Genomic DNA, 23,601 nt, shown 5'->3' with positions numbered 1-23,601 from the left:
CGCTAACGGCGGTAAGCAAACCTGCGCTCGTTCTGGCCTTCAGCAGCTATCGGCTGGCTTACGATTATACTTTCCGCAGAAACTTGTTTCGCTTCCGGTTCGCCTTCCGTCACATGTAACAGCACCGGTTCCGGGCATTCCGCTGCTTCAACCGGTTTTTGCTGGCTCTCCTGAATTTTCTTTGCTATCTCCTGTTCAAGACGCACCTGTTCGGCTTTTAGTTCGGCCAGCTCGTCTTCGTTATCAAAGCTCTTCTGCACCAGGTTGCGCAGCATCGGGACCTCCCGCTCATGTTCCTTCAGTTGCCGTTCGTATTTTTCACGAAGCGCTACCGTCCGGTCAATCGCGTTCAGAAAGTACCGGGCAGCCAGTTTCGGGTTGTCTATATTGGGATGCCCGTTGTTGTATATGTACTTGATACCCGAGGCAGGACTCTCCGCGTATAGCTGATTCTGGTAGCGGTACTGCACCATCTCATCCTTCTCGTAGGCTTCCCGTTCCCGGCGCACATACAATTCAAAGCCGTAAAGGCTGCCCATCAGCATCTCGTCCGGCTGGCCCTTAGCCGGTTCCCACTTCTGATAAAGTGAAATAAAATGCTTGCCAATAACTTCCGGGTCGGCGGAGACAAGCGATTGCACCATGAGCGGGTTTAACTTAGCGCCTTCCGCGTCATATTGCAGCTGCCCTTTATAGGTCGCCTCGTCTGTCATCAGCTTTTGCAGCGTGTCATGAGTCGATGCCGCCTCTTTCTCCATATTCTCCAGCGTATAGCGGCTCCTGGCTACTTCCTTGTAATGGGCTGAGCGGTAACTTTCCAGGACGGCGATCTTTTTCTCCACCCGTGTTTTTTCCAGCAGCGTAGTGTCACCGGAAAGAATGGCAATATATTCGGAAAAGTTCATGCCACTTTTCTCGTCCATTGCACCTTCATCGATGGTACGGACATTCAGCGTCGATTGCTTCATCTGGCTGATAAAGATCTGCTTGTTTTTGAGCAAATTGAACTTGTAATTGTCCAGGGACTGTTCGACCGCATAAATGAAGTTCCTGACCTTGTTGCCATAAAACAGCTTGGCGATCCAGTTACCCTGGCGTGCCCCGCGCCCCTCACGCTGCTCCAGTTCGCTTGGTTTCCAGGGGATGTCGAGGTGATGCATGGCGACGATCCGTTTCTGAACGTTCAGGCCGGTGCCCGCTTTTTCCGTGCTTCCCAGCAGTATCCTAACCTGGCCCTCATTCATTTTCCGGAACATGGCGGGCTTCGTTTTGCCTTTTGCCCAGTCAGGATCATGGATAAAGGAGATCTCATGCGCAGGAATATGAAAGTCACGGACCAGTTTTTCTTTTAGCGCGTCATAAACATTGAAGGCGCCGGGCTTCGGCGTGCCGATATCGCTGAATATAATCTGCGTTCCCTTGTTGGCATCGCTCTCAAAATAGATCTCTGCTACTTTCCGGGCGCAGACATTGACCTTATTGCCGGGATGATCGCCGTAGTCCGGATCAATGAGCCGCATATCCGCCGACATTTTTTTCGCATAGTTGGTCGCGATCAGCATGCGTGCGTTGTCTTCGTCCCCGGTCAGCGGAGGCCGGCCGATCAGCGTGGCATCCCCCGACTTGGCAAAGGCCATGAGCTTTTTGATGAATTCGGCCTGATCAGGCGTCGGCGGAATGTTGACTAATGCCTCGTCGAGTACCGGCCGGTCCAAGCTGATCTGTTTAGCCGTCTTATAATCGGTGATCTCGTTGTAAAACAAAGCCAGTTCCGGCACCTTGATAAAATGACGGAAACGTTCCTTGGCAATGATCTCGTTGGTGACGGAGAACTCAAAGTCGACGGTCTTGCGGGCAAAAACCGCCGCCCAGCCGTCAAAGTTCTGGATGCGCTGCCGCTCCAGTTCCCTTGGCCTGAGGTATTTGAAAAGCAAATACATTTCCGTTAAGCTGTTGGAGATGGGCGTTCCGGACAAAAAGGTCACGCAAAGATCAGCGCCAAACTTATCCTGCAGGCTGCGCACCGCGAAAAGCATATTCAGCGCACGCTGGCTGCCCTCGGTATTGCCCAGCCCCGCCACCCGGTTATGCCGGGTCGTAAAGGTCAGGTTTTTGAACTTATGCGATTCGTCAACGAACAGGTGATCGATGTTCATATCCTGGAAGGTGACGCCGGTGTCCTGGTGGTTCTCGATGGCATAAAGTATCCCATTGAGCTTGGCTTCAAGGTTATTCTTCCGGATCTCCAGTCCTTTGAGCATTTTCCGGCTGATCTCACCGCCGAGGTTGCGCAGGGTGTCCAGGTCACGGTCGACGTTTTCCAGTTCCTCCTCAACGATCTGCTGCTGGATCTCCGGCGACTGCGGGATCTTGCCGAACTGGTCATGCGTTAAAATGATGCAGTCCCAGTTATTATTCTTGATCTGGTGAAAGAGCTGCTGGCGTCGTTCCGGCGCAAAGTCATTTTCGGCCGGGGCCATGATACGCGCTTTCGGATAGGCCAGCCGGTAGGTTTCGGCAATCTGGCTGACATTGGCCTTGAGGGCAATGATCATGGGTTTATGCACAATGCCCAGCCGCTTCATTTCCTGTGCGGCCACGATCATGGTCAGGGTTTTACCCAGGCCGACCTCGTGGTCGATCAGCGCTCCCCGGTTCTGGATGATGCGCCAGGCGGCATCTTTTTGAGAATCGTACAGGTCCACAATACCCAATGCTTTCAACTGCAAACCCGGAAAACGCAGGTGACTTCCATCGTACTGACGCAGCACATAGCAGTTAAACGTGTCGTTATAAAGTTTTTCCAGTGCTGCCTTTTCTCCCTGCGGCAGTTCTTTCAGCCAGTCAAGGAAACGCGTTCGGATGGTCTCGATCTTCTGGTGGGCCAGTTGAATGGCTTCGTTATCCGGCAGCCGCACCCTGTCCGCGCCTTCTCCCACCTCGTAGGTGAAGTGCGACGAGGTGTTTTCCAGTGCGTGTTCCAGCAAAGTGTGACCGTTCATCTTTCTTCCCGATTTGGGCAATACCGCGAACTGCTCGTCCGTAATGGTATTGCCGAACTTATAGCTCACTTTAAACGTATCGAGCGAAGCGAAATATTCGATCTGCGTATCCAGCTCAAAAAGTTCGCTGGCAAAGCGCTGGTAATAATCCAGGGGTACCCAGCGTTCGCCCAGGTTAAAGTCCAGGATCTCGTACGCGATCTTTTCCGGCTGAACCCTGCGGATAGCGGCCAGGCTGCGGGCCACCTGCAGGTCTTCGGGGTTCTCCTGTGCGGCCTTTTCCGCTTCCCCCAATTTGATCACCACATTACCGGAAAGGTACCGGTCCGTCGTTTCCCATTCGCGGGTAGCCGGGTTAAGTATCACCTGCTTCTCCAAACGGCGAATAAGCTGATTCTCTTCCAGTCCGGTCATCCGGCTGATGTAAGAAAGATCAACGTAACCTTTATCATTGAGACAGCGCGCCAAAGCTTCCGCAGGGTCTTCCGTACGTAAGGATTCCTGTCTGGGGAAAACAGGTCCGCTAAAAATATCGGTCCTGATCCAGGCTTCATTTTCGCGCCTTTCCAGCGAGGATAAAATGACAAAGCCAAATGCGGGGTCATTCAGGATACGGGAACGGTTTAAGGTCTTGTTCAGCTCGCCGTAAGATTCGAGAAACTGCTGGTAACGAAAATTAAGCTCATCGCGCAGTTCGCGCTGCTCGGTCATCGTTTCCGCCTCCAGTGTGGACAGCTCCAGGTAACTGTCGCGTAGCGGTACGTAGGACTGATAGAAGCCGCGGTCGCGCTGCTCTTCGAAAGGCAGGAATACTGCCTGTCCCTTCGCCGGTGTATCCAGCAGGCCGGCCTTGCCTTCATGAATGACCAGCGTTTCCTTGACGTAGAAAGGTTGCAGCTGCGTAAAAGCAGCGGTCCGTTCGGGCTGCAGCCCGAATGCCGCTTCCAGGCTGCGGTCCCCTTCAAACCGGAAGTCATGTCCGAAATGCTTCAAACGCAGGGACAAGCCCTTCAGGTCATAGGTCAGCGCATTCCCGGTCAGCCATTTGTTCTGGAAGCGCAGCTCGGCCACATTGCTATAGAGCTTGTACAAGTAGCGGTTACTGCCCCGGGCTTTCGCCGTGATCAGGACCACCGCTTCATGTTCGGGCCGGTCATGGGTACGGATGGTAGCGATCAGCCTGGCTGTTGCAGCATCGATTGTCGCCTCATCCAGATCGGACAGGTAAGCATGCGCGCGGTTGTCACCAGCGGCCGGGGTGCTGTCGAACAAGCCCAGCTGCCCGGAGCTGGCGCCCTGTTTATTTTCCGGCATCGGCACATAGGTCAGTTGGGCAGCGCCGTTTCGCGAGGGCAGCACAGCGCCGCCGGTTTGCCGCTCTTCTTTTTCAACTGCCCATTCGCTTTGCAGGTTTGCGAACCTGCCTTTATCCAGCCGGGCGTCTATGCCTTCAGCAATCTGTTCGGCAAAGGCAGAAAAAAGATCTTCCAGTTCACCGTTATGCCAGATCATTTGTGAGGGTTTGCCGTATTGATTGGTGCCCTCGCCGACCTCATCGGCCAGTATCAGTTCGGGATGACGTAGGACGTAGCCATTCACCGTATAGCTGCCGTAACCGTTCTCCTGCTCCACGATGGAGATCAGTAACTGCTCATCCTCCGTCAAGGAATTTTTGTGATCGTTCTTCTGGACGACGAGGAGGTGGCTCGGCGCTTCCACGTTGGCGTTCTCTTTCATCAGGTTATCCGGCAGGACGGACAGGCTGATAAAATCGGCCGAGGTGAAGACCAGCTTCCGGGCAAGCTCATTGGCCGGGATGTTCAGAAAGGCGTTAGTCGTCAGGTAAGCCATGACACCACCATGGCCCAGCTTTTCCAGCCCCTTGGCAAAAAAGTAATTGTGGATGCGGCTCGTTACGCCACCGGCGCCATAGGCCGGGTCAAAAACCGAAAAGTTTCCGAAGGGAATATTGCTGACGACCAGGTCGTACTGGGCCTTCTCGGTAGCCGGCGTTTCTTCCAGCCCTCGGATCTGCACGGTTGAGGGAACGCTAATGCTGCTGCTGATTGCGGTCAGGATTCTACCGGTCAGCAAATCCTTTTCTACGGCATTGATCGCCTGCATATCCGGGAAGAACCGCAGGGCCTCCGTGATAAATATCCCGGCGCCTGCGCTGGGTTCATACAGTCTTTTGGGCAGGATATCCTGGTCAGCCAGTGCGGTGTAGAGTGCCCGCGGCACCAGGTCCGGTGTAAAAAAGGCGGTCAGCGCGCTTTGCCGCATCGCGTCGACGGCATCTTTATAAGCTGCTTCTGGAAGTTTTTCCTTGAGCAAGCCGTGCAGTTCCATGACTAAAGGGTACAGGCGCAGGTCGGCTTCAGAAGCGTTGTTGCTGACCCATTCCCCGCGTTCTCCCGCCGGGAACAGGATCACCTTGATCCCGCCGAAGCCGGCATAATTTTTCAGGGTCTCCAACTCATCGGAAGAAAACCGGCGCTGCCCGTCCCACTCGAGTGCCAGGCGGATAGCGGCGATATTGCCTGCGAGCTTTTGTGCTGCGTTAAATGCCATCGGGCGACCCTCCTTTCAGGAAGGTATCGATCGTGGCAATGACCGCGTATCGAAGCAGGCGGCTGTCCTCCTGCCCCGGGAACCAGTGCTGTTCAAAATCATCCGCACAGGCAGCCGTCAGGTTGATCAGTTCATAGCGAAGGATGCCGCAGCCGCTGAACAGCAGGTAACTGGCCAGAAAATCTTCTTCCAGGACACCGGCGACATAGTCATAACGGCTGGCGCCAAACCTGGAGGCCATTTCTGCCAAGGGATCAGGAACGGCATAAAAACTGTCGAGGTAATCAGCGAGGCGTCCTTCGTCCTGCAGGCGGATGTACAGTTCGGGGTCCAGCTGCGCCAGGCGGAGCGTTAGCTTTTTTACTTTGTCCTCCATAGCAATGATTATTAAGATGAATGATTGTCCTATGGAACAGGGATGATGTCCGCGTCCAAAATGTCCCGGTAAGGTATCTTCAGGCTGACCGTGCGGCCGGAAAGCTGCTTTTCACTGAGCTCGACCGTCAGCAGCTTATTGCCGGGAAAGGTGAACTTTTTGAAGACAAACACGTTACGGTAATGCTCTTTAAAAAATGGCGTGTTGAACAGCACGAAGTCCGGCCTGATCTCCAGCGTTTGAACAGTGCTGGCCTTGGTCACCTTTTTATCCTCGATTTTAAAGCGCAGCTCGTCAATATCATATTTCAAACGGGTGTCGTTCTCAAAGCCGATGTCCAGAAAGATATAGTCCCCTAATGTATAGACGTGGCCCAGGCTCGCTTTGATGCCATAGGCCTTGCTGTGTTCCAGGTGTTTCTCCGGCTTTCGGTTCATCAACCCGGCAGCATACCCGCGAAGTTCGGCCTGTGAAAAAGAAATGCCCGGAAAGTCCAGCGGCCGAATGTCGCCAGGCCCGATCTCGATAGTTGTTTTTACCGGCAGCGGGGGCTCAGGCGGAACAAACAACAGCCGGTACTGGGCAATGAATTTTTCGCCGACGATGGTCAGCACGGCATCGCCCTCTTGACCGGCGAACTTCAGGGAGTCGGTACGCTGACGGATGCGCAGGATGTTTCTGACCGGCAGGTCACCGGCAACGGACTTGCTGGAAATATCCACATAGCCGATCGGCTCGGGCGATACGAAGTGTATCGAAACGTTATCCGGCAGGTAAACGACGGGCAGCGCGTCTTTTCCTCCGTTGCTGTTCCCGGAAATTTGGGCAAAGATATGCCCGGCGGTCATCATCATGACCGCTAAAAGCATGCGTAATTTCAACATGGTTAATGGGTGTTTTGCAGGGCGTTCTGCTGCGCCTGCGGGTCGATTAAATAGATATAGGAATTGTATTTGATCTTCGCTTTGTTCTTGCGGATGGCGCTGGCGATGGCCGCAGACGTCGACTGGAACATTTTATCGAGCGTACTCATCAGGAACTGGCTGCCGTTTTGTGCGCCGCCGTCGATGGTCACCCCCTGCATGGAATTACCGCTCAGGTCCTTGGTAAAGTCCCGGAAAGCAGAAGCCGGCACATACAGGCCGGGCAACCCGTCCTGGTCGTACACTTCCAGTTTCACAGGCAGGATTTCATTCCCGGTCAGCACCGTGGTCACCGATAAGGTCACACGCTGCCCCTGGAAGCCGGAGATCAGCGCATACAAATAAGTACCTTTTCTGATCAGCACCCTTCCGGCATAGATGTCGTCCAGCAGGCGCAGCCGGATGCGGGAGCCGGCAAATCCGGTCACATTCTCATCAATGATCGCCGTAATGAATGCCTCTTTCTTTTGGGGCATGACGGTGTTGAAGTCATCCGGCATTTCCAGCGATTTACGGACTTCCAGTACCGGCTGGCTTTTGCGTAGGGCTTCCGCCTTGGCTAAAGCCGCCTTCTTTTGCTGCTCCGCCCGGTACTGCGGATCATTGGACTTGCTGACGCTGTCCATATAAGCCATCTGTGTTTTGAAGAGTTCCATCGGGTCTTTTTCTTTGCTGGTCATATCTGCAGCAGGGCGACTGGCAGGCGGATGTTGCCGCCCGGCAGAAAGATTGTTTAGCGCCGCTGCCAGCGCCCGGTCGTCCGCATCAGAAGCCGCAGGCCGCCGAGGACCGCTCACCGATGAATAGGAACCGCTTTTTCCGCGAGTTGCGGCCGTATGACCGCTGCCGAACTGCTGCTTCATTTGCTGGTCGATGGAATCCAGCCTGCGCTGCTCTTCCGTACTGTATCTACTGGTAAAAGCAGTGCCGCCGGACGATTCCGTCCCGATCGGGTTCACAGCGGTGTAGCCGTCAGCTTCTTTATAGGTATTGCGAAAAGCGTCCAGCTTATCAGAAAGCCCTTTCTTTTTGACATCAGGCGATACCTCGCCGATATTGTCCTGTATACCTGCATCGGGTTTTGCCGCCGGCTGCTGTTTTGCAGCATGGCTGTGCCACACGTAAAAGAACAATACCAGGAAAGGCAGCACGATCAGCGGCAGGATATATTTGGGCTGCTTAAAGTCGATCTTCATGGTCTTTGATTTATAGTTTTTTGTAAATGACTGAGCCTGTCCAGCGCTTTTTCCAGTTCTCCGCTGTCCGCAGCCGTGAGTGCCGGTTTGGCGAGCAGGTTTTCCACCTGCTTTCTGACGTCCAGCGTTTGCTGCAGTGCGGAGGTGGTCGCCATGATCTGGTCCAGTCCGTCGCTGACCGGGGCGTCCGGATGAATTGTTCCGTTTCTGTCAGGAGCATGTTGGGATGGCGTCACATTTGCCGGCTGGTGAAACAGCGTGAACGAGAGCACAAGGGAAACCAGAATACAAAGTGCCATCGCGGCCAGCGTATATTTAGGATGACGCTCCAGCAGGCACTGCGTAAGGCTGCCGGCATTTTTAAAATAGACAGCGAACTCTTTTTGGATCTCGCTGCCGAGCGTATCGCCCGGGTCGCGTTTAGAATGAATTCTTTTGAACATTTTCGAGATCTTTGTTTTCTAAGGTTTTCCAATCGGTGATGAGCACGCCGTGCGGGTTGTTGTCGCTCCTGGGAATATCTTTCAGGTTGCCTTCTGTGACCAGCGAACGGACGATGGTCGAGCTGCGCCGGTCGATTTTCAGCTTGCCGTAGAACCGGAAATAATGGTGCGGCAGGTCCAGGGTGATGGAGTCGGTCTGCAGGGTCAGCACGGAACTGGATGACAACACGGAATTGAAGTAACCCTTTTCCTTGAGGTTGTTCATCTGCTGAGCCCCGGACTCATCGATCAGGTACATGGCCTTTTTCATCTGGTACTCGATGTATTTGTCATCAGGTGTCAGCGAAAAAAAGATGGAATGGAACAGGTCGATATGTGCGCGGTACTCCGCAGGTCGGTTCATCTTGACATCGGTTTGTTTGGCGAGAATGGGCACATTGCCGTCCAGGATATACACACTCTGCCGGGCGCTGAGCACCTGGCGGTAAGCGTAACCGCAGGCCAGCCCGGCGATGATCACTGCGGCAACCAGGCTGCTGATGGCGACCGTTGTCGCCAGCCGGATCTTGGATTCAATATTTTTGATGATCATGATTTAATGAAAAAAGGCCGCCTGCAGGAAGTACAGACGGCCGGGTAAACAGGAAACAGAAAAGAAGAAGTGATCGATTGTATCAGAGGAAGCTGCCCGATGCCTTTTTTGCCAGGCCTCCGATGGTGGCAGCACCACGGCCGAAGCTGGAGGAGGCAGACGTGATGCCTGATGTGGAAATAATCCAGGTCGATATGCTCGGTACCGTGAACATACAAATGGCGCCGACCACAAAAGTAATGATCACCGTTCCGAAAGAGAGTATGCCGTTACCGGCAAACACCGCCATCTTTTCGATACTCGCATTGAGCCCGTCCTCGCCGACCAGTTCTTTATATTTACTGATCTCGGAGGTCAGCGCATATTTCTGAACCAGGGCACACAAGTACATCACCAGGTAGCCGATACCGGAATAAAGATTTACGGATACGAACCGTGCAACCCAGGTAGAAAAGCTGTCGCGGAAGGCCGGAAGGATACTGGCGGCAACCGCAAAGGGACCCAGAATGATAAGGATGGACGAGTAGATGATCTGGATCATGAAAATAATATACACGGCGATCCGGAGTATCCAGATGCCTGCCAGTTCCAGCAGCTGGGTGAAAAGCAGCTGCAAGCCGACGGTCAGCCGGTTTTTCAGTTCCAATAAGGGTGAGACGACCGTGGATATGCCTTCTTTGACCGTACTGGTCACCGAATCCCAAGCCCGGCCATACCAGGTATCCGATTCCTTGGCGGCCACTTCCGTCTGCGCCTGGTAAGTATACAGGGAATTGGCTACCTTGAGCATATAATCCGCACGGGTAAAGCGCAGGTCATTGACGTTATTCTGCTCGCTTTTAAACATTTCTTCGGTTTTTAAGGCGACCAGGTCGGTGGGAAAAGCGACGACTTTGGTAAAGCCCCCCCACCAGATGATGACCATGACCAGACCAAAGGGCCTCAGCAGCGGCATGATCTCCATCTTTTTATCGCCTGCCATCATTTCATAGGATTTGATCGCAAAAAAGATGATCATAAAAATGGCGGACAAGGCCTTGGCATCCGTGATGAACAGGTCAAAATTGCTCCAGATGGAATCCTTCAACCCTTTGAGAATGGTCATCATCCCTTCCTCATAGACGCCGTCACCCTGCAGGAACTGCAATGACTTTTTGTATTCCGGGCTGGGACCAACCTGGCCGAAACAAAGCGTGACGCCCAGCAGCATCCATAAGCTGAACGCCAGTGTGATTTTTTTCTTCATGATACTTGAGATTAATATTTTCTGTCAGCCAACACCCTGTTGGCGATCTGAATATCGGTAGCAGGCGACCAGTTGCCGATCGTGACCTGGCCGCTGGTCGCCCGCGACTGACCATCGGTCATCTGCCGGTTCAAAACGGCAGTAGCTGTTCGTGTGGCCCAGGTTGCAGCCAATACGCGGTATTCCAGGAGCATCCGGTGGTAAGCCATAATGCGCGAGCCGCGGTCCATATCGGTACTGCGCGCCGCGTCGAGCCGTTCTTTCAGCATGTCGAGTTCCCGGCTGTACCAATTGTAAATACCCTCGCTGACCACCTGGCTGCGGATAGCTGCGGGCAGGCTGCCCAGAATAGTTGCTTCCGAATGATCAAGCACCGGTCTTAGTTCTTTCGAATAAAAAAGCAACCACAGCGGATCAGCGCCGGAAAGCATGCCTTGCTGATTAGCGATTTCTGAAAGCGCTGAATTGCGAAGCGTATCTGCATGCAGCTTATAACTGTTGTCCGTGCTGTTCATCGTGCTGACCAAAGCGAGGCGCTGCGTTTGCGGTCCCGAAGGACCTAAGGGACGAAGGTCCGTCTTTTTATAACCGGGCATCAGTCCCCAGGTCAACCAGTAATAAGGGCTCAATCCTAAAAAACCGCTGCCAGGCTTGAACTTGTTCTGGTCCCATTGCTTGAAGACCATGCGTTCCTCCTGGTAGCGGATGGCCTCGTCCCTGATCGTCATCTGGGCGAAAGCCTGGGTTAACCACCACAAATTCATCAGCAGTATCATCGATATTTTTTTCATCAGTTATTGTTTTAAGTATTTAGCCTGGCGGATGATATCCGCTACAAACACCTTGTCGTTATTGATGTAAGCGGCAAAGGGGTTGACCGAAGCAATGATACCTCGCTGCTTCGCCCAGAACATGGCCCGCCACGCGCCATAGGCCATCCCGCCGATGATCTGCAGTTCCCGCCGGACATGATTCAACAGCTGGTCGCGGGCATTGTAATCAGCCAGTACGCCTCCGCCTTCCTTCAATACAAATCCGGATATATCAGTGACCAGCCGGGTAGCGCGCGCACCAATCTCACGGGCGTAGCTTTCTGCAAAGAGCAGCAGGTAGGGCTCGGATTTGGCCATGGCAATGGCCTGGTTCGTATAATTAAGGATATCAGACACGATAAAAGCCAGATCCTTAACCACCAGGCCGTTCTTCAAGGCCGAGTTAACATTAGCGAGCCCGTTGTAGATCATGGTTTGGGCCAGGACGACCGAACCGACGTTTGTATTGACCGTTTGCAGGTTAGCGTCTATTTTGGACAGGTACTGGCTGTGCGTTAATTCCGCCGAACTCTGGACGGAACCGTTCTCGGTCACCGCTGCAAAATGCTGCGAATCAAATACAATGCGCTGCGCGTAAGCCGAGGAAGCCAACATGTAGCCTAGCACCAGTAAGCCGTAGATTTTCATGGTTTGAGGTATTTGGCGTTGTGAATGATATCGTTGATCAGCGAGCGGTCCATATCAATGTAATCCTGGAAGGGATTGAGAGTCCGGATGAGGCCGTTGAAGTTCACATATTGCATGGAACTGGCGAGGTTCCGCGCCAGGTCGTCAATCACACTCAGTTCCGACAGGATAAAGTCGAACAGTACCTTCCGGTCAGCCATCCTCATCTGGTTGACGTCGCCAATAGCAGCACTCAGACCAACCAGGTAATTGACCAGGCTTTGCGCTTTACCCACGAACGCTGTTTCGGTTTGGTAGGCCAATGCGATCAGCGCAGGGTTTTTCTGCGCCAGCTCAACTAACTGCCGCTGGTTACGGATGATCCGGTTGACCATAGGCGTAGCCTGCAACCCGATTATTGCCGCGTCAATTGCCGTGCCCAGGGTGTTGTAGCGCCTTTGCAGAGTCCGGTAAGTGTCCTTCAGCCTGGCCAGCATGGTTTGATTGGCAGCTTCATTGGCGGTGACCACGGTCTGATTGTTTCGGGCCTCGTTTTGCAGCTGGTTTTCCGATTTGGAATAATCGACCAACTGCCATAACCCTGGGATGTTTAAGGCGCTTTTCTGCGCATGTGCACCGGTTAACCAGAACAGGAAGATAAGCGGACTTAGAATCATTGTTTTCATTTCTTGAGGTATTTAGCTTCAGCCAGCACACTGTTAGCGATCTGCACGTCCATATTCTGCCATTCCGACCAGGGATTGAGCGATGCCCAGATGCCGCGCATCTTTGCCCAGTACATCGCCCGCTGCATCCCGTAAGCGATGCCGCGCAGGATGCGCATTTCGTTCGCGATGTGGTTGAGCAGCTTACCTCTTTCCCCTGAATCCATTAAATTATCCTTTCCGCCTTTGAGCACAAAGCCGCTGACTTCCGCAGCCAGCATGGTTGCCCGGGCCTGGAAATCGCGCGCTCCTTGCTCGGCAAAGAGCAGCAGCGTGGGATTGGATCTGGCGGTCGCGACCGCCTTGCCCACGTCGCTGATAATGTCCGTCCCGATGTCCGCGATCTCTCTGATCGTGGTCAGATTGTTCAGCACACTGGCTACCTGGCTCAGACCGGCGTAGATCTTGTTTTTCATGTCGTTAACGACCACCAGCTGGCTGCTCACCGCCAGCTGCCCCCGCTGTATGGCCGTCAGGTTGTTATTGGTCGTTTGGAGCTGACCGTCAATGGTCGAACTGTGCATCAGCATGGCCCCGGAAGTCACCGGATCGACATATAGCACCTGCCCATCAACCAACCTTGCCGACAGCAACAGGAATAACAAAAGGTATCGTTGCATAATAATTAATTCATGATGGTTAACGGGCGTCCTGCCTGGTTAACCGAGGTAACAAATTCAGTGAGCGACTGACCGCTGCTGCGGTAATCGGCGACAAAGGCATCCAGTCCCCGGGTATATTCGCCATACTGCCGGGTGTAAATCTCCACCGCAGATTTTTCCGGCTTTTCCGTGGTATAGACCAAGTACTGTTCGAGGGAAACCTCGACACCGTAGACTTCACCGGTTTGCCCGCGGCGGATATAAACTTCCTTGAACAGGCCACGGCCTTCGCGGTTGTTCAGCTGGTTGGTCGTGAAAATTTTGCGCCGTTCGGTATCGGTGATGGAAAGCAGCCTGGCGACCTCATCGAAGTTTTCCAGCGCTTTGCTCTGGTCGAGCAGGATCACGGTATCGGAATTGTTGATGATACTGTCCTTGACGATCGGGTTGCTCAGAATGTCCGTTAGTTCCTGCGTGACCTCGATGATCTCGCCCCAGAACTTGCGGACGGTTTTATTGAGATACAAAAGGAACTCCGCCATGATTGGCGAGGCCAGTGCCTTCCAGGCCTCTTCCAGGATCAAGGCCTTGCGGCGGTCCTTACGATGGCGCATCTTTTGGATGAAGACATCCATGATAATCAGCGTGACGATCGGGAAAAGCACCTTGTTGTGTAGGGCTAAGCACCGGGCGCCTTTTAATATTACTATCTTAGGTTTCCCAGCACTCGCCTCCGAACCGTACGTACACCTCTCAGCGTATACGGCTCTCCACTAATATCCACAGTCTATTTACCGTGATGTATCTTCATGTGACAAGTATGGCATACGGCCATCGTTTTCCTTTTCCGTGCAATCATGTGAACTTCCCAAGGGTCTTTGCCCTTAGCGACGTCTTTCAGTTTCCTGACATGGTGCATTTCCAGTTCACTCGTCTCCCCGCATAATTCGCAATTGCGAGCTTTCAGCCTGTCAATCAGGCTTGTTCTCATTTTTGCGTGATAGTAATTGGGAAGCTTGTCAAAGAAGGCATCTTTGGCCTCTGTTTTCCGCTTAAAACCGTCATTGTAGAATGTGCGAAAACGCTGTTGCCGCTTCGTATTCGTGTAACTTACGGTGAACACGCCGTCTTTCTTGTACTTTCTACAGATGTTGGGTACAGTAGTCCTGTACTTACCTGCAAAAGTTTTGTACATACTATACTCCATGATGTACTTGAAGTTATTGACAGTTCCGGCGTTAAGTGCAATTGAATAGTAGTTATAGAAGCCAATCAGTTCTGCATTGTACTTGCTAAGGATTTCCAGGTCATCGTTGAATATCAATCCTTTCCGATGCTTTGGTTTCCATTGCTCCTTCCCGTTGTGTAGTTTTATTTCTAACACATCGTAGTCGAGCAACTTCTGTTTTATCGTATCAGGCGGTATTTTGAGAACCACTTTTTTGTGATATGCTCGCCTTATCTTGCCTTCAACGTTCCTTTTTGTCAAGTTGGATTTGCGTACAGTAATATCAAATGAAAGGAACCTTGCAGGTTTCTCAGTATGGGTAATCAACGTTTTTTCGTCCGATAAAGTAAGCTGTAACTGTTCGTTCAGGAAGTTTGAAATATCCTGTTTGATTCGCTTACAATCGTCCAAACTACCGATTACGCCAATTAAAAAGTCATCTGCGTACCTGACATATTTGAGTCTTTTGTAGCCCGCGTCCATCTCGTCGCAACTGGGTATCAATGCTCTTTTTCTATCAATTTCCTTAATGCGCCTGCCTATCAGTTTCCTGTCGGTAGCATCATCTTCGGCTTTAAGCATTTGCGTAGCAATTCGCTTATCGTATTCCAATTGATTGCGTTCCCTGCTCGGGGTACGCCCTTCACCCAAATCGAAGCGGTTGATATAGTCTTTAACATACTTGTCCAACCTGTCAAGGTAGATATTAGCCAGTATCGGACTAACGATACCACCTTGCGGCGTTCCGCTGTATGTCTTGTGATATACCCAATCTTCCATGTAGCCAGCATTCAGAAACTTCCTGATGAGCCTGATAAAACGTTCGTCGGAGATGCGTTCTTGCAGGATATTGATCAGAACATCGTGATTGATGTTATCAAAGAACCCTTTAATGTCGCCCTCAATGAACCATTTGGCTCCGTTGAAAGATTTGCTGATTTGCATTAGCGCAGTATGGCAACTCCTTTGAGGTCTGAAACCATGAGAGGTATGCTCAAAGCTTCCCTCATAAATAGCTTCAAGTATCATCCTGATTACCTCCTGCACCAGCTTATCATCGAATACTGGTATCCCTAAAGGACGCTTTTTACCGTTTTTCTTCGGTATATAAGTCCTCCTTGAAGGACGTGGCTGATAGCTTTCATTTCTGATAGCTTCAATTAGTTTCTCAATTCGGGAAAGGCTCATTTCGTCGATAGTTTGACTGTCTGTGCCATTAGTCATATTACCTGGCTTCGCATTAATATTTTGATACGCCACGTAATACATTTCCTCATTGAAAAGGATACGATAGAGCCTTTCAAACTTATAATCTGAAAGTTTGCTATGCGCTGTTAGACTGATTAATACTTTTTCTGGATTTCTCATAATGTCTCTCACATTTTCCTAAATAGGTATTAATAAATATTAGCTGCTTCCCTTCGCCATGTACAAGGCTTTCCCTTGCTCGGACTACTACGGAAGCTCCGTTACCATATCAGATATTCAAGAGCCTACGCTCGATAGCCGCGCCAGCGGCGTTCTGACTTAGGTAATCCACGTTTAGCTGCGTAATAACTATGGCGCAACAGATTGTCGGATATGATGTCCACCCTTTATTGCATATTGCAATTGCGCTGTGATTTGTTCTTGCTCTCCCTCCTCAAGGAATGGAAAAAGAGTATCACAGTATGACGAGTTCAGTTATCTTACGTCACAGATACAACGAGGAGCCGCTCAGGTTATCATTCAATCAGTATGGATTTTATCCTTATATCTGTTTTCTCATCCGCTATTCAGTCGTGGCCTGATAACTGGCCAACTTATAGATGCTGTCGGCATGCTACACTCCCCGATATTTGGTTTCCCTCACGGATAAGCCGACGGATGATAGGCCCTTTGAACACTGGCCTAATACCCTGCCATGGGTATATTTATTATGCAGCCATTACGTGCGCACCTTTCACATTATCAATTTCATAGATAATGAATGGCTCATGGAACAGTGACTGATCAGCTGCCTCGTTCAACATAGTTTCATATTCACCGCCTTTGTAAAACTTCTTGAGCACATAGCGGAACTCGTCCAGGTCGAAGGGAATATGGTCTTCGCTTTTGATTTCCGGTATTCTCCAGAGCGCAAAATCATAAAAGCTGTTGAAATTTAATGCCCTGACGCCGGTACGTTCATGCCTGATCCGCGCAATGCGTGTCTCTTCAGCAACCGCAGCGCGGTATTTCTGCCGGAAAGCAGCAATAAAGCCACCGGCTTCTGCACTGCCGGTCATCAGCTCCTCTTCCGTGTCGCTTATCCCGTACGCAAACACATCTTCTGCGAGGTCATCCCAGTCCGCATCCCCAAAATCTTCAAAGACGGGTTCCGCCTTCATGCTATCAAATACCCGGCGGCGAATGCCATACAAGTGCTTTTGGGTAAGCCCCGGAAAAGCGGGATTGAAATAACGGCTGTAATAGGCGCCGACCACGCCGGAGATCACATCGCGCTCCACCGTGCTGATACTGCCTTCCGCGCCTTTCCACAGCAGCCCGGTCATGGTCACCAGAAAATCTTTTTTCTCAATATTGTATTCCGCCTCACTGATGGCAAAGGGGTTCATGGTGATCGGCTTGTCTTCCGTATAGGTCACGTACTTCCCGGACTTAAAGGCGTTAAGGCCCGTATACGAGTGGCCGACGTCCACAATCACGACATCCATATTATACAGCAGGTACTGTTCGACCAGGTTATTGATAAAAAAGCTTTTGCCCGTACCCGAGCCGCCCAGAACAAAGCGGTTCCGGTTGCTGATGCGGCCGCTGCGCATGGGCAGGTCTGATAGGTCGATCCCGATGGGGATGCCTTGCCGGTCGGTAAAGCGGATCAGGAACTTGCTGGGATCATCCTGCGGCAGCGACTCCTTGAAAAACAGGCACAATGCCGCATCGCAGGTCGTCATGAACCAGTCGTAAGCGCCCAGCTCCACACCGTTGCCCGGCAGGGCAGCGCGGTAGAGTTCCAGTTGATTGGAAGAGCGCTTACTTGTGATAATGCCCAGGTTGAATAAAGCGCTTTCAATAAAATTCGCGGCTTTCTGCATCCTGTCCTCGCCAGTAGCGACAATGATATTGTAATGCACGTTGACCACCAGTTGGTTCTCCCGGGCCACGTCATTCAGCAGGTGATCTATGTCCTCAACGCAAAGCTGGTTAGCAGGGTCAGGTAAACTGGATTGCCTTTTCCGCTTGGCCTCCAGCTTGGCCAAAGTCATTTGCTGCGGCGGTATCTCAATCACCTGGTTGTACAGGATGGTTTCAAAATCCGGCACCTTCATCAGGAAGGCCAGTATATCGACGGGAAAGCCTTTCAACGTATCCTTCTCGTTCAGCACGGTATGCGTACCGACCTCGTTCGGCAGGTTGATCTCATCCGTATCGACCAGCAGGATCGAGCGTATCGACCGGCTGCCCATTTTTAGTTCGGTCTGATCGGGAACGATGTTATCCAGTACCAGGTTCTTCCCCTGGGAATCCATGGACAGCACCTCCAGAACGAGCCTGTTGATCTCCTTTTTACGCAACAGCCGCGGCTGCATGCTGGCCTGCTGAAGGATCGATAGCGCTTTAGCGACAGCCTGTTTAAATTCTGCCATTACCTTAGGATCGTATACGTAAAACCGGCCTCTTTTGGGCTGCCGCGTAATGGTCAGGTAAGTGCGCAATTTCAGGTGGTCGCGGTTCTCGAAATGGGCGTTATACTTATTCTGCAAATAATCATCAGCTGCCGCACCGCTATAGGTTGACCGGATAAAGATATCCTGTTTTTGGAGGATGTAGCCGCCCCCCAGTATCTTGACCAGGCTGATAAAGATGCTGTGAAATTCATCATAAGCTGCGGCTGATGCGGCATATTGCAACACCGGATTCGTGATTCCGATGGTTACCGAACATTCGCCCTTCAACCCGTACAGGACATCAAATTCAGGAAAGGTATCAATGCCGAGATAGGGCAGTTTAAACACGTTTTTGCTTGCCATATACTTTAAGAATTTTGAGGTTGACCGGATGGATGTAGATGCCACGGGGCTCGGGCTTGTCATGCAAGCCGCCCTTTTGCCTGGAAGCGGTATAAAAAAGTCCACCGACAATAATGGCGACCAATACCGCTGCGCCCACATACATGTTGACCAGCGCCATCGTAATGGACCCGGCCACCAGCCCGAGCAGCAGGGAGCCGACACCCCAGTAAATGAATTTTCCTTTGAAGCCTTTAAAGGTAAGGGGCCGCTGGAGCCCCTTATAAACGGCAAATCGCTTTGCCATACCTTATAGTCCAAAGAAGGCCTTGATGATCAGCGAGGACAAGACCAGGAAGAGGCAGGAACCACCCCAGCCCATCAATTCCTTGTTGATATCCTGGTCTCCGCTGTTCCACTTGGAATAGACACGGATACCGCCGACAATACCGACGATACCCCCGATCACCAGCGCGATATTGGTCACCGGGTCCATGTAGGTTTTCAGGGTACTGGTAGCGGTGTTCAGGCCGTTTACGCCGCTTTGGGCAAAGGCCTGTAATTGCGTAATGGCCAATAGCATGACCATAGCGAACATTTTTTTTGTTCTCTTCATTGGTTCGTTCGTTAAAAAATTGAATGGAATTGGGTCTAAAAAGAAGGCTGTCCCGGCCGGTGACAACCTGGCTTTGCAAGAGATTGGCTTAAATGCCAAAAATGGCGCGTACGAAGGCACCCATCAGGACCATAAAAAGGGAGGCGAAGAACCAGGCAGCCACGTCAGCGGTCATCCGTTCCTTACCCATCTGCCAGTTGTGATAGATCCGGACGGCACCGATAATCCCTAATACGGCTGCCAGCACCAGCGAAACATCCAGCGAGGAAAAGAACGAGGATGTCAGGTCCTGACGGGCCTGCTGCATTTCGCTGAGGCCCGGCTGCGCAAATGCTTGATATGCCGTATTGCATAAGCACAATAACATCAGCACTATTTTCACGATCTTTTTCATCGTTCAGAAAGCTACTTTAGCGGTATACTGGATAACCTCAGCCCTGGCCAGTAAAAAAATGTTGTCGACAGGCACGCCGCCTGTACCAACCGATTCGGGTTGAGCGACTTTTTTAGTGCGCTGCAGCGTAACGTTCGAAGGCGTTTCCGCTTCCGGATCATTTTTTTCCGGCGCCAGCGGAGCAACCTGCTGCGCCGTGACGGGTTCTTCGAAAGTGAGTTCACGGCTAAGGGCAGCGCCCGCCTGGTTACGCTTCTTGCCCAGTACTTCGGCCAGGATCACGACCAGGTAATAAATCGTATAAATACCGGTGATCCAGAAGAAAAATTGCAACCAGTTCATTAGTCAAGTTTTTGGATAAATTGTTTAATAATTGTTTTGATCTCGGGGTGCTTCGCCAGCAGTTCCCGTACGGCGTAAGCCACCAGTTTGGTGACATCAATGCCGGTCGCCATCTTGAACTGGTTCATGGTTTGCAGCGTTTTGGCATCGAAGCGCACGTGGATCATACTTTTATGATCGGAGTTGTCAAAAGCCCTGATCAGTTCCAGCAGCGGCGGGATCCTTGGTGGCGGTGCTGCGCGTGCCGGCTGTTCGGTCTCCACTTCAACCGCTGTCTTTTTTGTCTTTGCCGCCGCACCGGCAGCTCCGTTCGGTGCGACCTTACTGCGAAGCTGGTCGGCCAGTGATTTGATATCGCTCATAAATTATTTTTAAAGTATTGATCATAGATCGGCCCGAGCACATCCGTTAAGATCGGTGAAACGGCCAGCGGCGTCTGCTGGGTATTCACCCGCTGAAAATCCACCCGGTCGGGGATCTTCTGGCTGACTGTGCCGAATTTTTCCAGCTGCTCGTCCACGTCCCGCTGGGTATCCCAGCGAACGTTCGCCTTTGAACGGTTGGGAATGAAGCAGACCGGCACTTTGGCGTTGATCTTACGCAGTACGATGGAAAAAAAGATGGTAGACTCAAAGCTCATTTCGTCATAAGCAAAGGGACAGAGGACGAGGTCGGCCGCTTTGAAGATCGGGATCAGCCCGTCGTCGTCCAGTTTGCCCGGAAGGTCGATCAGGATGATCTTGTCTTCCGTCGTCAGCAGTACTTCGGCCATATCCGGAAAATGATCCAGGCCGGCTGGGATCACCTGGTAGGGTTCCTCGTTCTCCAGCATTTTCGCTTTCTCATACTTTTGCGAGATGGACTGCTGGTAATCTAGGTCCAGCACAATGACGCCCTTCTTTTTAGACAGGGTCAGGTAATTGGCCAGCAGCAGTGTGAGCGTACTTTTTCCTGCGCCGCCTTTCTGGTTGCCGATGATAACGACCATAATGATTTACAAATTTGAGGTTAACGGGTATTCGTGCGGGCCTTCTTCCTGCGCCTGCGGTTACGGCCATTGATCTGTTCGTCGTCGATGTCCCCGGCAATATTGACCGGCGGTACATAGCTAAATCCTTTAGAGGCTGCATAATCCTGTACCGCTGCGTGGTCGCCTGTCGTGGCATCCGAAAGCAGCTCACCAAGCGGCACCTGCACTTGTGCAGATGGATCAGTGAATAGCAACTGATCATGGGCGCGGGTGATCGACAGGCCCAAATCATGCAGTCCCTGGGCGAGGTCGGGGTAATTACGAACCGCGGCTTTCAATAGTGCGGCATAGAGCTGTACCGTTTCCGGACTGACGGGCTTAAGTTTCTCCGCCGGTTGCTCCGGCCTCACTGCATCCTGCTTGTTAAATTCCTGCTGCCCGGTTCGGCTGAGCAAGTCCTTCAACGGAAGAATGTCGCTTCCTTTCCATACCGTTTGGTTAGCGTGGTCGAGGACGGTGTAGCCATAGGCCGCCTGATTATCCCGGGCATGGAAGCTCAGTTGGAGGCCAAACTTTGCTTCCAGGAAACGCGAGAGATCAGACGTCAGTGCCTTCACCGGTTGACTGCGGCCGCCTGCAAGCGGCTGTTCAGCTTTGGTCAGCTCCGTGCGGTAGATGCTACTGTATTTCTCCAGTATTGCCCTGAGCTGCCGTTGCCGTCGCGCGTCGTTAACATACAGACCGGCTTTGTATTCCACCTCGCTCACCGGAATATGGTGCAGCCGCTGTCCGAACTTTTTGACTTCGATGTGGCCTTCTTCTAGCTTTAAGGCATACCCCAGACTTTCCAGGACCATCATGAACTGGGCAGTGGTAGAAAAGGAATAGTCCAGTGCCCGGCGCATATCCCGGGCCACGTTCTCTTCAGGTCTGACACCCATAATTTGGTTAAGATGCTGCAGGGCGTGAACATGTTCGAAAGCACTGCTAACTTTTTTGCCATCGCGGCCAATCCGTGTGGAGACCACATGAACATGATGGTTGTCCGTGTCTTTGTGAAAGACCACCAAATAGGGCTGCTCTCCGTATCCCATAGCTTCCAGCCATTTGACGGCGATATCGGTCAGCGCTTCCGGGTCATAAGTTTTGCCCTTTGCGGATATTGCTGCATGGAATTGCGGTTTGACCACTCGGGTGTTTCGGGCAGAAAGCATCTTCAGGTAGTTACGGTAATCTTCCGGCCGCAGGCGTTCCAGGCCCTGTAGAGAGCCGAAGTTTCTGACAAGCATCAGTTCGCCTTGACCACGGTCAACCTTGTCCGTATTATAAATTACGCCGTTAAAGGTCGCTGACGAGGACAATATCCGCACGATCACGGGGAATCACTTAAATCTTCCCGCTCATTTCCGCGCGAATAGCTTTTCATTCGCTCGGCCAGTTCGTCGTTCATCTGGCTGATTTTTTCTGTCGTACGGCCCAGCTCGTAAGCATATTGCTGCCGGACCTCGAGCTTGCCATGCTCGTAACCCCGGTGCCATTGCCGGTAAAGTTCCGGGCTTTCATACGGGACGAAAGGGTTATAGGGTGAGTCGCAGCCATCATATAGTTTGCGGTAACAGCTCCTTGCATATTGGTACAATAAGTATAAACTGAGGATCACCACCAGGTGGATCCAGGTCATATGAATTTCCATAGCCATAAATTTATTTAGTTAATAATCGTGTTAGTTTAAGGAGTTATCTGCCGCGTTTACCACCCTGCGAAAGTTCGCTGCCCTGGTTTCTGCCCTTTTCCAGTTTTTCCAGGTTTTCCGCAACAATATCCGGCAGGCCTGATTCGGACAGTGGCTTTACCGTACCAGCCAGTTTTTGAGGTATCGGGAAATTTTGGACGAATTCCGCCGGATCTACCCCATATTCGTGTGCGGCGGCATAAGGGTCGAGCTTGAGTTCATTGGGAATTTCCATCAAAACCACATTTGCCGGCAAGGCGGTGAGGTAAGGGTCAAAGTGCCAGACACGGTGTTGTGCCGTATCGTAAAAGAACAGGTAGTGGTCACCTTCGCGGTCCATGTCCATATGACGCATTGAGATAGCATTCCATGGCGCGGCGGTTTCCCGAAGTTCTTTGAGCCGCCAGTCGATGGTAAAATCTGTTCCGGCAATATAGATATGCGGCAGGATGCCTGAGGACCGCTGCTGATACCGTTCAGCGTCTTCGGTAAGGTTATGATGAGTATCCATAAAATTTATTGGTGGGATGAAATAGTTGATTCAGTGGCGATGGAGCAGCATAGCGACATAGTCGTGTAGCCTTACAGCGGGGAGGCGCAGTAGCTATTTAGCCCTGTAGCTATTATGCACTATAACATCATAGCCCGGAGGCTCTGTTGCTATAGGGTTATATAGATATATAGCTACATGGATATTGGGCTATATATCTATAGCGCTACCAAGCTCAATAGCCATCAAGTCATGTAGCTCTATTGCTCAGGGCTGCGTCATCAGACGGATCATTTTGCGGAGCGTGGCTTCCAGATCAGCCTGGTTTTGATGATAAGTTTCCAGCAAAATAAGGAACCGCTCGATAACCGCCTGGGACAGGACATGCTGCTTTTTCAGGATATTGGCATAACGGGCCAGTTGATTGATGTTATTCCCCGAACGCCCTAGTTCAGTACCGACCCGGTCAAGCTGCAGGATCGCTTCCTTAGCATTGATGACCCTTTGGGGTATATCGTTCAATAACCGGGCGCGGATCAGGTCGGTTCTGCTGATACCCAGATCAGCCTCCATCTGCAGAATAGATTTAAACTCTTCTTCTGTAAAGCGTACGTTGATCATTTTACTGCGCTTGCCCTCCAGTAAAGGGGGCCTTCCTCCCAGATTCTGCCGCTTGTTCATAAGGAGTAAATGAGTTGCGAATTTGCGATACTCCCTTAAAG

24 protein-coding genes are annotated in these 23,601 nt (G+C 51.7%); all 24 read right to left on the bottom strand.

The features are described from left to right. Window positions 1-2 precede the first annotated feature (2 nt). Entirely contained in the window at window positions 3-5,573 is a 5,571-nt protein-coding gene (locus ABDD95_RS07520; protein WP_345951268.1) for a helicase-related protein, read from the bottom strand. Then, window positions 5,563-5,949 (bottom strand): hypothetical protein, encoded by a 387-nt coding sequence (locus tag ABDD95_RS07515; RefSeq protein WP_345951267.1) that lies wholly within the window; start codon window positions 5,947-5,949, stop codon window positions 5,563-5,565. The genes ABDD95_RS07520 and ABDD95_RS07515 overlap by 11 nt, the downstream gene beginning before the upstream one ends. A gap of 29 nt (window positions 5,950-5,978) precedes the next feature. Beyond that, window positions 5,979-6,833 (bottom strand): conjugative transposon protein TraN, encoded by an 855-nt coding sequence (gene traN, locus ABDD95_RS07510; RefSeq protein WP_345951266.1) that lies wholly within the window; start codon window positions 6,831-6,833, stop codon window positions 5,979-5,981. A gap of 2 nt (window positions 6,834-6,835) precedes the next feature. Next, entirely contained in the window at window positions 6,836-8,068 is a 1,233-nt protein-coding gene (gene traM / locus ABDD95_RS07505) for a conjugative transposon protein TraM (RefSeq protein ID WP_345951265.1), read from the bottom strand. Next, window positions 8,065-8,511: a hypothetical protein gene (locus ABDD95_RS07500; RefSeq protein ID WP_345951264.1), complete on the bottom strand. Its 447-nt coding sequence runs from the start codon at window positions 8,509-8,511 to the stop codon at window positions 8,065-8,067. Before ABDD95_RS07500 ends, traM begins: the two co-directional genes overlap by 4 nt. Continuing rightward, window positions 8,489-9,103 carry a conjugative transposon protein TraK gene (gene traK / locus ABDD95_RS07495; RefSeq protein WP_345951263.1) on the bottom strand — a complete coding sequence of 205 codons (615 nt, stop codon included), beginning with the start codon at window positions 9,101-9,103 and terminating at the stop codon, window positions 8,489-8,491. The genes ABDD95_RS07500 and traK overlap by 23 nt, the downstream gene beginning before the upstream one ends. Before the next feature lie 82 nt (window positions 9,104-9,185). After that, on the bottom strand, window positions 9,186-10,349 hold the full coding sequence (locus ABDD95_RS07490; protein WP_345951262.1) for a plasmid transfer protein: 1,164 nt from the start codon (window positions 10,347-10,349) through the stop codon (window positions 9,186-9,188). A gap of 11 nt (window positions 10,350-10,360) precedes the next feature. Continuing rightward, complete coding sequence (locus ABDD95_RS07485) at window positions 10,361-11,140, bottom strand: hypothetical protein (protein ID WP_345951261.1); 780 nt, start codon at window positions 11,138-11,140, stop codon at window positions 10,361-10,363. 3 nt (window positions 11,141-11,143) lie between these two features. Further along, on the bottom strand, window positions 11,144-11,809 hold the full coding sequence (locus ABDD95_RS07480; RefSeq protein ID WP_345951260.1) for a hypothetical protein: 666 nt from the start codon (window positions 11,807-11,809) through the stop codon (window positions 11,144-11,146). Further along, window positions 11,806-12,474, bottom strand: a complete 669-nt coding sequence (locus ABDD95_RS07475; RefSeq protein ID WP_345951259.1) for a hypothetical protein — start codon at window positions 12,472-12,474, stop codon at window positions 11,806-11,808. The genes ABDD95_RS07480 and ABDD95_RS07475 overlap by 4 nt, the downstream gene beginning before the upstream one ends. Beyond that, window positions 12,471-13,133: a hypothetical protein gene (locus tag ABDD95_RS07470; RefSeq protein ID WP_345951258.1), complete on the bottom strand. Its 663-nt coding sequence runs from the start codon at window positions 13,131-13,133 to the stop codon at window positions 12,471-12,473. The genes ABDD95_RS07475 and ABDD95_RS07470 overlap by 4 nt, the downstream gene beginning before the upstream one ends. Before the next feature lie 5 nt (window positions 13,134-13,138). Continuing rightward, on the bottom strand, window positions 13,139-13,750 hold the full coding sequence (locus ABDD95_RS07465) for a hypothetical protein (RefSeq protein WP_345951257.1): 612 nt from the start codon (window positions 13,748-13,750) through the stop codon (window positions 13,139-13,141). A gap of 152 nt (window positions 13,751-13,902) precedes the next feature. Further along, window positions 13,903-15,711: a reverse transcriptase domain-containing protein gene (locus ABDD95_RS07460; protein WP_345947681.1), complete on the bottom strand. Its 1,809-nt coding sequence runs from the start codon at window positions 15,709-15,711 to the stop codon at window positions 13,903-13,905. Between the two features lie 548 nt (window positions 15,712-16,259). Next, the gene (locus tag ABDD95_RS07455) at window positions 16,260-18,356 is read right to left on the bottom strand and encodes a DUF87 domain-containing protein (RefSeq protein ID WP_345951256.1); all 2,097 of its coding nucleotides are present in this window, start codon (window positions 18,354-18,356) and stop codon (window positions 16,260-16,262) included. Beyond that, window positions 18,334-18,642 carry a plasmid transfer protein gene (locus ABDD95_RS07450; RefSeq protein WP_345951255.1) on the bottom strand — a complete coding sequence of 103 codons (309 nt, stop codon included), beginning with the start codon at window positions 18,640-18,642 and terminating at the stop codon, window positions 18,334-18,336. Before ABDD95_RS07450 ends, ABDD95_RS07455 begins: the two co-directional genes overlap by 23 nt. A 3-nt stretch (window positions 18,643-18,645) precedes the next feature. Continuing rightward, entirely contained in the window at window positions 18,646-18,951 is a 306-nt protein-coding gene (locus ABDD95_RS07445) for a DUF4134 domain-containing protein (RefSeq protein ID WP_345951254.1), read from the bottom strand. A gap of 88 nt (window positions 18,952-19,039) precedes the next feature. Beyond that, window positions 19,040-19,345 carry a DUF4134 domain-containing protein gene (locus ABDD95_RS07440; protein WP_345951253.1) on the bottom strand — a complete coding sequence of 102 codons (306 nt, stop codon included), beginning with the start codon at window positions 19,343-19,345 and terminating at the stop codon, window positions 19,040-19,042. Window positions 19,346-19,348: 3 nt separating this feature from the next. Beyond that, window positions 19,349-19,687 (bottom strand): hypothetical protein, encoded by a 339-nt coding sequence (locus tag ABDD95_RS07435; RefSeq protein WP_345951252.1) that lies wholly within the window; start codon window positions 19,685-19,687, stop codon window positions 19,349-19,351. Next, window positions 19,687-20,049, bottom strand: a complete 363-nt coding sequence (locus ABDD95_RS07430; RefSeq protein ID WP_345951251.1) for a hypothetical protein — start codon at window positions 20,047-20,049, stop codon at window positions 19,687-19,689. The genes ABDD95_RS07435 and ABDD95_RS07430 overlap by 1 nt, the downstream gene beginning before the upstream one ends. Next, on the bottom strand, window positions 20,046-20,675 hold the full coding sequence (locus ABDD95_RS07425; RefSeq protein ID WP_345951250.1) for a ParA family protein: 630 nt from the start codon (window positions 20,673-20,675) through the stop codon (window positions 20,046-20,048). Before ABDD95_RS07425 ends, ABDD95_RS07430 begins: the two co-directional genes overlap by 4 nt. Window positions 20,676-20,695: 20 nt before the next feature. After that, on the bottom strand, window positions 20,696-22,033 hold the full coding sequence (locus tag ABDD95_RS07420) for a relaxase/mobilization nuclease domain-containing protein (protein ID WP_345951249.1): 1,338 nt from the start codon (window positions 22,031-22,033) through the stop codon (window positions 20,696-20,698). After that, window positions 22,030-22,350: a hypothetical protein gene (locus ABDD95_RS07415; protein ID WP_345951248.1), complete on the bottom strand. Its 321-nt coding sequence runs from the start codon at window positions 22,348-22,350 to the stop codon at window positions 22,030-22,032. The genes ABDD95_RS07420 and ABDD95_RS07415 overlap by 4 nt, the downstream gene beginning before the upstream one ends. A 43-nt stretch (window positions 22,351-22,393) precedes the next feature. Further along, on the bottom strand, window positions 22,394-22,900 hold the full coding sequence (locus ABDD95_RS07410) for a hypothetical protein (RefSeq protein WP_345951247.1): 507 nt from the start codon (window positions 22,898-22,900) through the stop codon (window positions 22,394-22,396). A 246-nt stretch (window positions 22,901-23,146) separates the two neighbouring features. Next, complete coding sequence (gene mobC / locus ABDD95_RS07405; RefSeq protein WP_345951246.1) at window positions 23,147-23,500, bottom strand: plasmid mobilization relaxosome protein MobC; 354 nt, start codon at window positions 23,498-23,500, stop codon at window positions 23,147-23,149. Between the last annotated feature and the right edge of the window lie 101 nt (window positions 23,501-23,601).

Source organism: Mucilaginibacter sp. PAMB04274 (assembly GCF_039634385.2).
Classification (GTDB): domain Bacteria; phylum Bacteroidota; class Bacteroidia; order Sphingobacteriales; family Sphingobacteriaceae; genus Mucilaginibacter.
This window is presented reverse-complemented; position numbering and strand designations above follow the sequence as displayed.